The 14,496-nt window shown below is 41.9% G+C and carries 14 protein-coding genes; all 14 read right to left on the bottom strand.

Annotation, left to right across the window (positions count from 1 at the left end; genetic code table 11):
- Nucleotides 1–32 precede the first annotated feature (32 nt).
- Nucleotides 33–812, bottom strand: a complete 780-nt coding sequence (gene sigG, locus LM917_RS15275; protein ID WP_232698397.1) for an RNA polymerase sporulation sigma factor SigG — start codon at nucleotides 810–812, stop codon at nucleotides 33–35.
- Between the two features lie 95 nt (nucleotides 813–907).
- Nucleotides 908–1,630 (bottom strand): RNA polymerase sporulation sigma factor SigE, encoded by a 723-nt coding sequence (gene sigE, locus LM917_RS15270; protein WP_232698396.1) that lies wholly within the window; start codon nucleotides 1,628–1,630, stop codon nucleotides 908–910.
- Between the two features lies 1 nt (nucleotide 1,631).
- Nucleotides 1,632–2,606, bottom strand: coding sequence for a sigma-E processing peptidase SpoIIGA (gene spoIIGA, locus LM917_RS15265; protein WP_232698395.1), 975 nt, complete (start codon nucleotides 2,604–2,606; stop codon nucleotides 1,632–1,634).
- 619 nt (nucleotides 2,607–3,225) lie between these two features.
- Entirely contained in the window at nucleotides 3,226–3,996 is a 771-nt protein-coding gene (locus LM917_RS15260) for an SMI1/KNR4 family protein (RefSeq protein ID WP_232698394.1), read from the bottom strand.
- A 104-nt stretch (nucleotides 3,997–4,100) separates the two neighbouring features.
- Nucleotides 4,101–5,153, bottom strand: a complete 1,053-nt coding sequence (locus LM917_RS15255; protein ID WP_232698393.1) for an ankyrin repeat domain-containing protein — start codon at nucleotides 5,151–5,153, stop codon at nucleotides 4,101–4,103.
- 333 nt (nucleotides 5,154–5,486) lie between these two features.
- Entirely contained in the window at nucleotides 5,487–6,653 is a 1,167-nt protein-coding gene (ftsZ, locus tag LM917_RS15250) for a cell division protein FtsZ (protein ID WP_232698392.1), read from the bottom strand.
- A 101-nt stretch (nucleotides 6,654–6,754) separates the two neighbouring features.
- Nucleotides 6,755–8,014: a cell division protein FtsA gene (gene ftsA / locus LM917_RS15245; RefSeq protein WP_232698391.1), complete on the bottom strand. Its 1,260-nt coding sequence runs from the start codon at nucleotides 8,012–8,014 to the stop codon at nucleotides 6,755–6,757.
- Between the two features lie 117 nt (nucleotides 8,015–8,131).
- Entirely contained in the window at nucleotides 8,132–8,482 is a 351-nt protein-coding gene (locus tag LM917_RS15240) for a small basic family protein (RefSeq protein ID WP_232698390.1), read from the bottom strand.
- A 1-nt stretch (nucleotide 8,483) separates the two neighbouring features.
- A complete protein-coding gene (locus LM917_RS15235) occupies nucleotides 8,484–9,224 on the bottom strand; it encodes a DUF881 domain-containing protein (RefSeq protein WP_232698389.1) in 741 nt (246 codons plus the stop codon).
- Between the two features lie 14 nt (nucleotides 9,225–9,238).
- Nucleotides 9,239–9,949 (bottom strand): DUF881 domain-containing protein, encoded by a 711-nt coding sequence (locus LM917_RS15230; protein ID WP_232698388.1) that lies wholly within the window; start codon nucleotides 9,947–9,949, stop codon nucleotides 9,239–9,241.
- A 102-nt stretch (nucleotides 9,950–10,051) separates the two neighbouring features.
- Entirely contained in the window at nucleotides 10,052–11,023 is a 972-nt protein-coding gene (locus tag LM917_RS15225) for a cell division protein FtsQ/DivIB (RefSeq protein ID WP_232698387.1), read from the bottom strand.
- 81 nt (nucleotides 11,024–11,104) lie between these two features.
- A complete protein-coding gene (murA, locus tag LM917_RS15220; RefSeq protein WP_232698386.1) occupies nucleotides 11,105–12,361 on the bottom strand; it encodes a UDP-N-acetylglucosamine 1-carboxyvinyltransferase in 1,257 nt (418 codons plus the stop codon).
- Nucleotides 12,362–12,376: 15 nt separating this feature from the next.
- On the bottom strand, nucleotides 12,377–13,282 hold the full coding sequence (murB, locus tag LM917_RS15215; protein ID WP_232698385.1) for a UDP-N-acetylmuramate dehydrogenase: 906 nt from the start codon (nucleotides 13,280–13,282) through the stop codon (nucleotides 12,377–12,379).
- Nucleotides 13,283–13,391: 109 nt separating this feature from the next.
- Nucleotides 13,392–14,477 carry an undecaprenyldiphospho-muramoylpentapeptide beta-N-acetylglucosaminyltransferase gene (murG, locus tag LM917_RS15210; RefSeq protein ID WP_232698384.1) on the bottom strand — a complete coding sequence of 362 codons (1,086 nt, stop codon included), beginning with the start codon at nucleotides 14,475–14,477 and terminating at the stop codon, nucleotides 13,392–13,394.
- Nucleotides 14,478–14,496: the final 19 nt, after the last annotated feature.

Here is a 14,496-nt window from a genome sequence, read left to right as displayed (position 1 = left end):
AGTATTCATCTTTTCATGTTTCGTGGCAAATGTTACGATTGTACATGTTTTTGCATGTGGGAAATAGCTGCCTTTTCCAGACGTGAAACTTGCGCCTGCGAGATTCCAATCTCTTCAGCAACTTCCATCTGGGTTTTCCCTTCATAAAAGCGCATGGACAAGATCAGTTTCTCCCTTTCTCCCAAGCGTTGCATGCCTTCCCGTAATGCAATCTCCTCCACCCAGAAGATGTCCTTGTTCTTCTCATCACTAATCTGATCCATCACATAGATGGGGTCGCCGCCATCCTGATAAATGGGTTCAAACAAAGATACCGGGTCCTGGATCGCATCTAAAGCGAACACGACATCCTCCTTGGAGACATTCAGTTCATCCGATATTTCCATGATCGTTGGCTCGCGGGAGTGTCTATTCGTTAGATTGTCGCGTACTTGCAAGGCTTTATAAGCAATATCCCGAAGAGAACGCGATACCCTGATCGGGTTATTGTCACGCAGATATCTCCTGATCTCACCAATGATCATCGGTACAGCGTAAGTGGAGAACTTTACATTCTGTCCCAGATCAAAATTATCAATCGCTTTCATGAGTCCAATACACCCTACCTGAAACAGATCATCTACAAATTCGCCACGGTTGTTAAAACGTTGTATGACACTTAATACGAGCCGCAGGTTTCCGTTGACCAACTTTTCTCTTGCAGGATACTCACCGCTTTGCAGTCGTTCGAAGAGTTCCCTCATTTCTTTGTTGTTCAATACCGGAAGCTTAGAAGTGTCTACTCCACAGATCTCTACCTTGTTGCGTGACACACCATTCCCTCCTCGACAGACCAGAAAAAGAAGGTTAATTACCCACTTTCTGGTATGGATAGGAACAGTATCTCCACGTACTGGTAAAATATGCGTCACACCATTTTATTAAATTCTTTTCGAAGTCGTTTAATAATTCTCTTTTCAAGTCTGGAAATATAAGATTGGGAAATGCCTAGCAAGTCTGCAACATCTTTTTGTGTTTTTTCTTCTTCCCCTGCCAGTCCAAACCGTAGCTCCATGATCGTTCGTTCCCGATCACTCAGTTTGTCCAGTGCTTTATGCAATAATTTGCGATCTACCTGATCTTCAATATTTTTGTAAATCGTATCGTTTTCTGTACCCAATACATCTGATAGCAATAATTCGTTCCCGTCCCAATCAATATTTAATGGTTCATCAAACGAGACCTCGGAACGTACCTTGTTGTTTCGACGCAAGTACATCAGGATTTCATTTTCAATACAACGTGAAGCGTAGGTAGCCAGTTTGATATTTTTCTCCGGATCGAAGGTGTTCACAGCCTTAATTAAGCCTATCGTACCGATGCTGACCAGGTCTTCAATGTTTATGCCCGTATTTTCGAACTTGCGTGCAATATAGACGACCAGACGTAGATTACGTTCAATCAGCATGCCACGCACAGCTCCGTCTCCAGCGGGAAGGCGAGCAAGCAAGAGTTCTTCTTCTTCACGAGTAAGCGGTGGTGGTAATGCTTCACTGCCGCCTATGTAATAGATTTCATCAGCTTTTACTCCGATTTTGAGCAAGAAGCGGTACCATAACAACTGCAATACAAGACGGATTTTTACGTACATGCTAGCCCTCCTGTTCTACTGGTGTAGGGATATGTCTAATACCTTGTGACTCCTCCTGCTGCATGAGTGCGGGATGCACAATCGACTGATATTTCCGATCAGGTGAAAGTGGATGGTGTTGTAGACCGATAAGAACCCGCGTGTGTTTTTGAGATACTCCATTTTGTTCAAGAAAAACATGGTCAGGCTTCAGTGCCAGTAAGAAGTCGAATCCACTTGATACGCTGCGAAATGGAATGAGCCTTACCCTACCTTGCCACTCTTCTGGAAGCTCATCCATAATGCTCTCTAGCTGCTCCAGTTTCCCACCCTCTCCTTCTGCCACCCGTAGAATTTGATCTGGTATTATTCCCGCAAACAAGCTACTTTCCATTACCATGACCGGGATGCGTGAAATCGGTTCATGCAGTTGGTTACCCGTATCGACAAGGCCCTTGCATCCCACCGTTTTTTCGTGGAATGTCACTGCAACCTCTACCATAAACGCATGGAGGCGGCGTGGTTCTTGAATGGAGTGATAGCTTTTTTTGCTTAAAAAAAATACCATGACAAATCCAGCTACGAGAATGAGGAGAGAAGGTTTAGCGCCTACGCCAAAGCTATCATTGTGAGTAATCAGGATGCCATTCACAATTTCACTCTGTTCTGCCATCAGATAGGTTAATGCAAATACGCCCCCACCAAAGACAAACGCCACAAAATAAAAAATCACCACATGCTGAAAAAAATGAAACAAACGGCTATACCCAAACGAAATCCACAAGATGACGACTGAAAACAGTAGTTTGGTAAACCATTGATACAAGCCGGAGAACGCAGGAAAAAAGAAGAGGGCCACATAGGAGCTTCCCACTGCTGATGCAAGCATGATGCGCCACCAGACCACTCTTTCTTTGCGAAAATAAGCAGTAAACCATAATAATAAGGCATCAATTGCAAAGTTGAAGAGTAGAATGATATCCAGATAAATAACCATTTACTGTCTTCACCTCCGTCCGGCAAAAACAGTATATCCCAATGTATATGTGAATTCTGTCAAAACTTGACCGAATTTTTTTACTTATTTTGTCGTGGGCTTGTATGTGTTATTTGGACAGATAGCATGCTACTTTTAACTACACCATTATTAATATTTGACCTACTATAGTGGAGAAAACCAGCTGTAGATTTTGTTGTTACACTGAATCCGTTAGCAGAAGAAGCTTTTTTTGTCCAGAACTATTTGAGGTCCAACCTAGCTGTACAACAAAGAGTGCGGGTCAAAAAGAGTCCTCTCTTCCTCACTGGACCTTAACGAATTCGCAGACAAAATATGTGCTTCTTCTGCATGCCACTATAGTGGTCATTATAAGAAATCAATTTTTCCCATACAAAGGTATAACGATTCGCGTGATAGCTATTTCGACCTCTGCATGGGTAAGGTGAAATGAAAACGGAGTCATTCAATTGGTTTTTTTGTTTAACAAAATGTAAGGGCTGCCCCATTGTCAATTTTCATGACTTATGGGACAGCTCTTTACAATTAGATTAATGCACCTCTTGTGATATTTATCTTGGTAACATGCTCATAACTCGTAGCAATACAAATATCATCTCTATCCTTTGAAAAATTCGTCTGTAGTAATTTTACGTATCTCATAATCCGTACCTATTCTTTTCAGTTCGCTCTCAACTTTGGTAGCACCCGAAGCAATGCCTTTATACACTTGTAAAGGCACTGTTTCCATATATTTTTTCGCTTGTGAATAGTCACAACCAAACATTTTTTTAATGAAAACCAGCGTTTTTATTTTATCGCTTCCCGAACCTGTAATAAATATTTTATAGTAATCATACTGCTCAGACTCGCATATATCCCACTCATTGGGTGTGCAAGGCAATAAGGAACTTTGAAGAAACTCAACAAGATTATCATAGGCAATAGAAAAATCCCAAGAACCAGTTCCATGTTCAGCAGTATAAATGACCGTATTCCTTTTTGATAAATCGATACAATAGGGATTACCTTCATCTGAAGCAATGACAAGATAGTCAGTGGGCCAATCTGTAATTGCTTCATCCGTAACAGGATTATAATTGTATCCCCATTGACCTTGTATTAAGTCTTTTGCGCCAAAAATATCAAGATTTATATATTCATCTGTGTTCCAAGAAACAGATAAAGGAACATAACGCTTCAAAAAGTACAAGTACTCATCAGGCAAGCTCCATTTGTCAGAAACGATTAGAATATCTTGTTCTTCTGCCTCTGTTATTACATCAATTGGATACTTGGTGGAATATTGGCGATCTTGTTCTCGCCTTGCTTCTAGAGCTGCTTTCATCTTATCAATAACAATATCAATGTCTTTATAGATATTTTCCATTACTATTCACCACCCAAGAAAATATTAATTTTGCGTAGTTGTTTTGTTTCTCTTTCTCCGTAATATATTTCCATCTACTAAAATACTCTAACTATTAAAATACTCTAACTATTAAAATAATTATCTATCGTTTTATAAGGTTCAACTATGAACTGTTTGAATGACCCAATTTCATATAACTCTGCATGTTCTACATCATAAAAATACAATTTCTTTTTAGATGGATGCCAAAGAATTAATATTGATGAATAATTATCAATAACTTTACTTATTTGAATAAACTTACTCCGCCTAATTTGATACCAAAAAGTATTCATAGCTGGTAAGAATTCTATATACGATATACATAAATCATTTTCTGGAAATTCAATTTTTAATTGATCACTTTGAAGAAAGGCAATCATCTCTTCAGACATATTTGCATTTCTTAATTCATATCGTTTATTTTCCTGATCATGATACTCCTGTGGCTCTAGCGCCTTTAAATAAGCTGCTATTTCCTCTTTCTGCTCGATAACCGCTACAATATACGGACGCGCACCTTCTTTATTGGGCTTCATAAAATCAGCACCTTGTTCAATCAAATACTTCACTAAATCTAACGAACCAATATATCTAATTGCTACTTCAAGCGGTGTTGGTCCCCACGGATAAACCATATCTGGCTTGTTATAATTAATATCCACCTTATTTTCAATAAAGAAATCGATTGCTTTTTTATTGAAATTTCCTACAACCTTTCTAAATGCCTCTCCTCCATATTTTTCAACAGATAATCCAAGTGATTGTACCAGTGTTAATTTTTCGAATTGTTTACTATAAACGGCGGCTCCATAGGCATTTTTCTTTACCCTATCTTGTAAATGAACTTTTGCACCGTGTTGAACTAAATACCTGATATCTGCTTCATCGAGATGTTGTACTGCCCCTACAATCGCTGGAGAATCTTTGTCATTTAGATTTGCGTCTTGCTCCACCAACCAACGAATTGCTCCTGTTGCTTTACTCTCAATAGCAAAAGAAAGCGGTAAGTCTGGTGTATAGGCTGCTTCATAACAAAGTATTTTTTTATTAATGTCCCAACCATTTTCCTTATACTCTTCTAAAATAGATACGCCACTATTTTTTAAGGCTGAGATTAGTACCTTATCAAACATATGTTAAAATCCCCTATCCCAGTTATGTGTAGCCTATTAAAATATAACTCTGCCACGGAGGTACCTTGCATCGCTTCACCATGTTTATAAAAACAGCTATTAAGTATATTTTAACATAGCATTCGCAGACAAAAATTAGCTTATCTGCAAGTGCAGCGTAGTATTGAGTACGATTGGATGCTATTTCTTTAAAAACCATCGAACGAACTTTTTCCATATTTTCCAAGGCCTTAGTTGCACTTATGCAAATAGGAATTTTTATAAATTCCTATTTTGTCAAAAAAAACCTTGCCTCTATAGAGACAAGGGTTTCATTTTCATATGGTAGACTTCTTATTTCTTTCGACGACGATTGCGCAAGAATGCTGGAATATCCAGATTGTCTAAATTGCCTAGATTGATTCTGTCATCTTCTACTTCACGTGTACGAGAAGGGGCAGCAGATGGTTGCTGCTGTTGTTGTGGAGAAACGGTACCACGCATCGGCTGTTGTGTTGCTTGTGTTTGCCCTTGAGAATGGCGAGCAGCTTGCTGCGTACCACGTTGGTTTTCTGCAAAACCGGTTGCAATAATCGTTACGAGAATTTCGTTTTTCAAATCTTCGTTAATCACTGCACCAAAGATCATATTAACTTCAGGATCAGCAGCCGATGAAACAATATCAGCAGCTTCATTTACTTCATACAGACTTAAATTAGTTCCACCAGTAATATTCATCAGAACGCCGCGCGCGCCATCGATGGAGGTTTCCAAAAGTGGACTGGAGATTGCTTTGCGTGCTGCTTCTGCTGCACGATTTTCTCCACTTGCTACCCCGATACCCATCAAAGCAGAACCGCGTTCTGTCATAATTGTTTTGACATCTGCAAAATCTAGGTTAATTAGACCAGGCGTAGCGATTAGATCAGAGATACCTTGAACACCTTGGCTAAGTACGTTATCCGCTGTGCGGAACGCTTCTAGCATAGGTGTGTTTTTGTCTACAATTTCCAATAGTCGATCATTAGGTATCACAATCAATGTATCTACCTTTTCTTTCAATGCAGCAATCCCTGCATCCGCTTGAGTGGAACGTTTTCTTCCTTCAAATGAGAAAGGTCTTGTTACTACCCCAACGGTTAAAGCACCGATCTCTTTCGCAATTTCAGCAATAACAGGAGCAGCACCTGTACCGGTACCACCGCCCATACCCGCAGTTACAAATACCATATCTGCACCACGAAGAGCGTTTTCAATCATCTCGCGGCTCTCTTCCGCTGCTTTTTTTCCTACATCAGGATTAGCACCAGCTCCAAGACCACGAGTTAATTTTTCTCCGATTTGTAGTTTAATTGGTGCACTTGAAAGGTGAAGTGCCTGCACATCCGTATTTACAGTAATAAACTCGACGCCCTGCACCCCGCCAGCGATCATGCGGTTAACAGCATTGCTACCGCCTCCGCCACAACCAATTACTTTTATTTGCGCTAATTGTTCCATATCCAAGTCAAATTCGAGCATCTGAAAGTTCCTCCTCATTCATTCACGCTTTTCCCTTTTGTCTAGACCTATCGTTGCAGGCTGACGGGGCAATCGAACATTATCTCTATTTGTTCGGTTCACTAGATAAATTCACTAAACCAGTTCTTCATTTTTTCTACAAGGTTACCTGATTTCTCCTTTTTCGGAGCTAATTGAGCAGGTCGACTAACCGTCTTAGCAGCAACAGGTTTTTTTGCTCGGTAATCATTCATCAGGGACGCATATTGAATAAGTCCGACGCCTATTGTATATCCCGGATCGCGAACTCCAATATAATCAGGAATGGCGATCCTAACAGGAGCAGCCAATTCTTCTTTTGCTAACTCTAGCATACCTGGCATGGAAACGGTGCCCCCAGTTAAAACAAATCCCCCGGCAATCTCATTTTCAAATCCAAGTCGATATACTTCGTCATCAATCAAGTTAAAAATTTCGGCTGCCCTTGGTTCGATAATAGTGGCAAGATCAACTTGAGTGAATTGTTTCTCCACTTCACTACCGATGCGGCTAACTTTAAACTTTTCTTCTTCAGATGCCTCGTCGATTAAAGCGCAACCATGTTTACGCTTCATTTTTTCAGCTACTTCTGTCTGTGTGCGCAATCCAAGTGCAATGTCATTCGTAATATGGTCTCCACCAATAGCTAGAGTGGAGGTAGCAATCAATTGATTTTGCTCGAAAACAGCAATGGTTGTAGAACCAGCACCAATATCTACAAGAACAACACCTAAATTCTTATCATCCTTGGACAAGGCAACAGAACTTGCAGCCAATGGTTGCAGAAAGATACCAGCAACATTCAGATCGGCTCGCTGCGCACAACGGACTACGTTGTGAATCACAGTTTTAGATCCTGTCACGATTGTTCCTTCCATTTCTAGACGGACACCAATCATTCCACGTGGATCTTTTATCTTTCCTAAACCGTCAACGACAAATTCAGTCGGAACAACATCGATAATTTCACGATCTGGCGGTAGTGCAACGACTTTAGCAGCCTGGATTACGCGATCAATGTCTTCTTCACGAATCTCTCTATCCTCACTGGAGACTGCTACCACGCCTTGCGTTTCGAATAATTCTATATGAGTGCCAGATATTCCGACATACACATCTTCAATTGTTACTCCTACCATACGTTCTGCATGATCAACTGCTTCACGGATTGCATGCACGGTTTGGTCGATATCTACGATAGTGCCCTTCGTAATACCTTCAGAGTGCGATTGTCCAACTCCAATAATGTTAATTGTGCCATTGTTGACTTCTCCAATCATAACCCGCACCTTTGAGGTTCCGATATCGATGCTGACGATAAGATCAGTTTGACTAGTTACCAAACCTGTGACACCTCCCCTAGTTCAACTTGTACTTTGTATACGTGATAACATCTGCATAATCTATTCCACACTAGATAACCATTCCCTTTTTTTCTTTCAATCTTTTTTATGAAAATGTTAGACATCTCGCTTATTTAACCAGTTTGCTAATAGAATTCTTCGGATAATCGCCAGATTGTTAAAAAGGCGCACACCGAAGGCTACAATCGCTGCCAGGTACAAGTCTATACCCAGAAATGCTCCTAAAAAGGCTAGTCCAGCAGCAAATAGCGTATTGAAAAAAAAGCCAGATATAAATACTCGCACGTTAAACACTCGTTCCAAATGCGAACGTATGCCACCAAATATGGTATCAAGACCAGCCAATAGTGCTATGGAGAGGTAACTACTATATTCCTGCGGTACGTTAATATTTAAGTAGAACCCAAAAACAACCCCCGCAATCAATCCAACAATGGGCAACCACATATTAAGAATCTCCTTTAGCCTTAATTGGCTTCATGTGTTGAATGTGCTTGGTTCCGTTGAAAGCAGGTATCACCAGATTCTCTCTCTCTTCTATTGTGACCTTCATGTTAACGGACCTGAAAAACTCCTCGAGACCCTCCAGTTTCATACTACTAATCAAAGTATCCGGATTACCTAATGCTTTGATTTCATATGGCATACGGATCGTCTTGGTGTCCACTTGGATCTTTTCTCCCACATTACGTATCGAGCTATTTGATAACAAGCGATTATTGTTTATGGAGAGAACTTGTGCCCCATTGGCTAATAATTCGTTCGTTAGCCAGCGCAAGTCTACATCTAGTACTAAATTAGAAGGGTCTGGTAAGGGCAAGTTTTCCGCATCCCACTGTTCATTCAATATTGGATCTTGCTCTATTTGGATAATAATCCCTTTTCCTGAAACAGATGCCAGCCCCGCCTGCTTTTGCGCACGGCTTAACTCTTCTTTCATAACACCGATGCTATCAACTGAATCAAGAGATTCTTGATATTGGGACAAAAGTTGCTCCTGTTTAGATATATCGGCTAAAAGCACCTTACTTTTTTCCTGTTCTTGCAATAAAACTTTTCTAAGCTCCGTAATACTTCTGGATTCCGATTGCAGAGGATGCAAATTACTCTGTAATTGTACAGCGAGCATCACACCTATAATAGCACTTATAGTAGTCAAGATAAACGTTATTTTGCGGTTTTGTCCCATCAATATCACCTGTTTCAGGATACAGATTTGCCAACTTTTGCATCACCAAGAAAAGCCGGCAGTTGAATGTTTTCTTTCTTGCCAGATTCAATCTTGATAAAACCATCAAAAACATCCACGACCCCACCTGGAAGATGTAGAGCAGCTTCCAATGTATCAGGGTCACCTACAGCTTTTATGACAAACGGTGCAGCTGATTTTACGCCATTAACAATCACGGTAGGACCTACGCATCTGATAGATGAGCTGGTAACCAGTCTTTGATCATTTACACTGACACCTTCTGCACCGGCAGCGTACAACTCATTTACTACGCGCCAAATATCTTGTTCATGAACAATGTTTTGTATGACGTTTTGACTATTCGAACTAGGGTTATCACGTAGGGTCACTACGATTCCAGCTCCTTCTGCCGGAACGGTGCCAGCAAGCATTCGTGCCTCTTCCAGATTCGCAAGAAGTCCAGCGGCATCTGTCTCATGCTTGGCTAATTCTTCCTCAATTTTTGAGATATCTCGTTGCCTGTCGAGAGATTGAATCTCCAGGCTACGATTTTTTTCACGTTCAGCTATGATACGTTCATTCAAACTCATTTCTTGCTGAAGTTCGTTTTCATTTTCCCTGCTTTTTTTGGTTGATTGCGTCAATTCTATGGAACTGGCCATCAAAAAGCCGGTACTAAACATAACTAATGTCAAATAGACATGAAATTTACGTATTTGCATGTTATAGTCACCTTTCGTCCCCTAGCAATAGTAGACGGTAGTTTTTTTGAAATGGTTGCCAGCCAATGTTCATGACAGTAAAACCAATCCTTACAAATTCGATTAGTTCGGATTGTTCTCATCAGTTGGAGATTGGGATTGTCCTGAATTCTGGTTACCTTGATCAGCTTGACCAGACGCTCCTGTTTGGCCCGCCTCACCTTGCGTTTGGCTAGAGGATTCCGTATCTGGATTTTGTGTAGAAGCATCGCTATCGTTGGTTCCAGTACCTTCCTGATTGGTGGGAGAGGTCGATTGATTATTAGTAGCTGGTAGTGAATTTTTCTTATACGTTTCATAATCCTCAAACCAGCTTACCTCAAACAAATGAACAACTCCATTTTTTTCCTTAGGAACTTCCTGAACAATTGCGGGATACCATGGGAGTTTCTTTTTAAGGTGAGTAAGATTCGTACGTACTTCATTCCCATCTCTCATGTGTAGAGTGAGCCGCTCATCATCAAATTTAGTGGGGGTAAGAGAAATATCTGAGACTTCATACAAGATACCTGAAGGCATGGAAGCAAGTGCTTCTGCAAGACTAACGAGTGTTTTCTCATTATCTTTTGACCACAATTGGATGACAGGCCTGTCCAATAAAACCGCCTGTGCTGGCGGTTCCAGCAAGCTACCATTTTCCAACAAGTATGTAGGTTTTTGTCCGTTTACATAGAGAGCTACACGTCGATATTCCTGTATATTCAAGCGAATAACCCCGGGAAAATCTCGAGAAATCGTTACTTCCTTGATACCCTTTAACGTACCAATTCCTTCTTTCACATCGCTGTTCCAAACATTAATAAACTGCATACCAACGGTTACGTTAGCTGCTGCTAAAATTTGCTCTTTCGTGTAAAGCATATTTCCGTAAACCTGAATCTCGGATACTTTACTGTATGGAGATCGAAAAAACACTACGCTCAAAACAATGATAAAAAACAGGATGAGAAGTGTTACCAGTCTTTTCTTCGCTCTTTTTTTCCGGGGCGTCGTATTTTTTACCAGTGGGATGCGTTCATCGGCATACCTGGTCATTTATTACTTCCTCCATTTCAACTACTAATCCGTAAAACAGAGGAGAAGCGGCATACTAAACATGCCGCTCCCCCTGTCCGTTTATATGTTTATACGAGAAATTGAAGCACCCAACTGTTGCAGTTGTCTCTCGATTCGTTCATATCCACGATCTATATGATGGATCTGCTGGACACAAGTAGTTCCCTGTGCCGCTAAACCGGCTAACACCAATGCTGCACCAGCTCGCAAGTCAGATGCTTCCACAGAGGCTCCATAAAACTTATCAACACCTCGAATGAAAGCAGTTCCCAGATCAACATAAATAGATGCACCCATGCGTTCAAGTTCTGTTACATGCTTGAATCGCCCCTCAAACACCGTTTCCTTCATTAAACTGGTGCCATTTGCGAGTGATAAATATGCCATCATCTGCGCTTGCAAATCTGTGGGAAAACCTGGATACGGCGAAGTCATAATCCGATTGATCGGATGTGGACGAGAAGTGTTTTTTATTTCCATTATATCATGGCGAACCTTGATTTCAACACCGCTCCCACGGATCATTTCTATTAGAGCCGTCACATGATCAGGTACTGTATTGTGAAGTTCAATATGTCCTTTAGCGATTCCTACAGCTAACAAATGAGTTCCTGTCACAATTCTGTCCGGGATCACTCTGTAACTGACTGACGCTAGTTTTGGAACCCCTTCGATCACAATTGTATCAGTTCCTGCACCACGAACCTTGGCTCCCATTGCATTTAGGAAATTCTGTAAATCTACAATCTCTGGTTCCCGAGCCGCATTGCAAATGCTCGTGGTCCCTTCCGCCAGAACGGCAGCCATCATAAGATTCTCAGTTGCTCCTACACTTGGGAATGTTAAAAATATTTTATTCCCAAGCAAACTTTTGGATCGAAAGGTAATATACCCTTCTGCATCAACGTATTCTGCTCCTAAAGCAGTGAGTCCAGACAAATGCAGGTCGATCCTTCTTTCTCCGATAGCACAGCCACCTGGACGAGAGATCGTTACCTCTCCAAAACGTGCCAGAAGAGGTCCCATTAGAAAAATGGAAGAGCGCATTTGCCCCATCAATTCATCTGGAACATGCGTCTCGTGTATCTGACTTGTATCTATACTGACACAATGCTCCTTATGACTAACTTTTGCCCCAATTTCACTTAGGATTTTCAACATGACCTCAATATCTTTTAAATGAGGCACATCATGGATTTCAAATTGCCCTTCAGCCAGTACTGTTGCTGCAAGAATCGGTAGAGCCGCATTCTTTGCTCCATGAATTCGTAGCGTCCCGGACAGAGGTTTTCCGCCTTCGATAGCAAAAGCTTCCAAACTTTCACCTCCGTGTTACCCCTCGCCGATCACCAAAACTTCCGTATGCAGGTCTACTTGGAACTTTTCCTTAATCGTAGATCGCGCATGCTCAATTACGGTGAGGACGTCGGTTGCCGTCGCTCCTCCTCGATTCACGATAAAATTAGCGTGCATCTCTGATATTTGGGCACCCCCAACGGTATATCCTTTCAACCCGCAAGCCTCAATTAGTCGGCCTGCATGGTCGCCAGGCGGATTCCTGAAGACGCTTCCCGCACATGGGGAAGTAAATGGCTGCGTCTTTAATCTACGGTCTTTAAACCGAGCCAGAGAGGCAGCAACCTCTTTTCTATCTCCAGGCTGTAATTGAAGAGTAGCTTCCATCACAATACCTTTACGCTCTTGAAGCAGGGAAGTGCGATAGCTAAACTGTAGTTCTTCGTTGGATAGCACTTTTGTTTCTCCGTCTTCGAAAAGGATTTCGGCGCTTATAAGGATACGTGAAAGATCTGATCCATGTGCCCCAGCATTCATGTAGACCGCCCCGCCAACGGAACCGGGGATCCCCCCCGCAAACTCCAAGCCGGTCAACCCTCTTTTGCCAGCCTCCACCGTCAAACGAACCATCGAATAACCGGCACCAACACGCACCTTATTTCCCTCGAATTCGCAGTGGCTTAAGCCCTGAGCCACTTTAAACACGGCTCCCCGAATCCCTCTATCCCTCACCAGAAGGTTAGAACCGCGCCCAATAGCAATCCAGGGAAGATTGTGATGGTGGATGATCTGTACAGCCCTTATCAAGGCTTCTTTATCAGTGGGTTGAATCAATAGATCTGCGGGACCTCCAATTCGCCAGGTCGTGTGCTTAGCGAGAGGTTCATCCACCCATACATTTCCAACATTTGCTTGTTCTAGTTCATCTGCTATATGTCTCATACGAACCTCCTGACACAAATGCTAGGTCGGAACAAAATCTATCACGTGTTTGCTTCATCGTATGCAGATTCCCGACCCAGCGTGACAAACGCCTATAGTAGGCTTACTCTTATGCAAGGCATCGATACAAGTTCGTTGCCGCCTCCGGCATACCTAATGAAAGGGATGCTTCCCTCATTTTTTGCCAACGACCTTCCTGATGAAGGATAGCATCAATTTTATTCATCAGTATTGCCTCATTTAGTTCACTCTCTAAAATAACCTCTGCCGCTCCTTCTTTTTCCAATCCGCGGGCATTTTTCACTTGATGATTATTGGTAACATAAGGTGATGGTATTAATATTGCTGGAATTCCTAACGCGGTGATTTCAGCTAAAAACGATGCTCCTGCTCGATTGACGATAACATGAGTTGCTGAAAGCAAATCTGGCATTTGATCTACGTAAGGGACTACAGTGAAGTTAGTTGGCTTCTCTCTCTGTTTATCTATTCGTTCCTTAATTGACTCGTAATGCACGTCTCCTGTTACATATACAAAATGACAATCCGGGTACTGAGAGAATTGAGGAATTGCTGCTAATGTAGCTTCATTAATCGCTCTAGCACCTCGGCTTCCCCCCACTAACAGGACAATTTTTTTACCGGCAGGGATTTGCAGATTGCTTCTCCCTTTTTCCGGATTACTGCTTACAACCTCGGTAGCGCGCGGATTACCTGTTACTATCGTTTTAGCTGAGGGGAAATATGGAAGTGAATCTTCAAATGAAACCGCCACTTTATTTACGTAACGGGACAAGAATTTGTTTGTAATGCCCGGTTCCACATTCTGTTCATGAATCACCGTACGAATCCCTAATTTGGTAGCAGCATACACGACGGGACCACATACATAGCCGCCCGTTCCTATAACCACATCTGGTTTAAATTCCTTCAACATGCGTTTGGCATCGGATACCGCTCGGAAAAACTTCATGATTGTGCGGAAGTTTTCCAGTGACAAACTTCGCTTGAAGCCGGAGATTTCCACCGATTGAAACGGAATGTTATGTTTGGGGACAATGATTGATTCCAGCCCGCGTTTTGTCCCAATATACAAAAAGGCAGCTTGCGGTTCATGACGCAAAATTTCTTTTGCTACCGCAAGTGCCGGATAAATATGTCCCCCAGTTCCTCCCCCAGTTAGTACCACTCTCACTAGTATCACCCATCTCTTT

Source organism: Brevibacillus daliensis (genome assembly GCF_021245735.1).
Taxonomy (GTDB): Bacteria; Bacillota; Bacilli; order Brevibacillales; family Brevibacillaceae; genus Brevibacillus_B; species Brevibacillus_B daliensis.
Note: the sequence above shows the minus strand (reverse complement) of the source record. Positions and strands in the feature narration are given on the sequence as shown.

Coding starts and splice junctions, on each gene's coding strand:
- sigE (WP_232698396.1), bottom strand. CDS start 1,630: ATGTACGTAAAAATCCGTCTTGTATTGCAGTTGTTATGGTACCGCTTC.
- spoIIGA (WP_232698395.1), bottom strand. CDS start 2,606: ATGGTTATTTATCTGGATATCATTCTACTCTTCAACTTTGCAATTGAT.
- LM917_RS15260 (WP_232698394.1), bottom strand. CDS start 3,996: ATGGAAAATATCTATAAAGACATTGATATTGTTATTGATAAGATGAAA.
- LM917_RS15255 (WP_232698393.1), bottom strand. CDS start 5,153: ATGTTTGATAAGGTACTAATCTCAGCCTTAAAAAATAGTGGCGTATCT.
- ftsZ (WP_232698392.1), bottom strand. CDS start 6,653: ATGCTCGAATTTGACTTGGATATGGAACAATTAGCGCAAATAAAAGTA.
- LM917_RS15240 (WP_232698390.1), bottom strand. CDS start 8,482: ATGTGGTTGCCCATTGTTGGATTGATTGCGGGGGTTGTTTTTGGGTTC.
- LM917_RS15235 (WP_232698389.1), bottom strand. CDS start 9,224: ATGGGACAAAACCGCAAAATAACGTTTATCTTGACTACTATAAGTGCT.
- LM917_RS15230 (WP_232698388.1), bottom strand. CDS start 9,949: ATGCAAATACGTAAATTTCATGTCTATTTGACATTAGTTATGTTTAGT.
- LM917_RS15225 (WP_232698387.1), bottom strand. CDS start 11,023: ATGACCAGGTATGCCGATGAACGCATCCCACTGGTAAAAAATACGACG.
- murB (WP_232698385.1), bottom strand. CDS start 13,282: ATGAGACATATAGCAGATGAACTAGAACAAGCAAATGTTGGAAATGTA.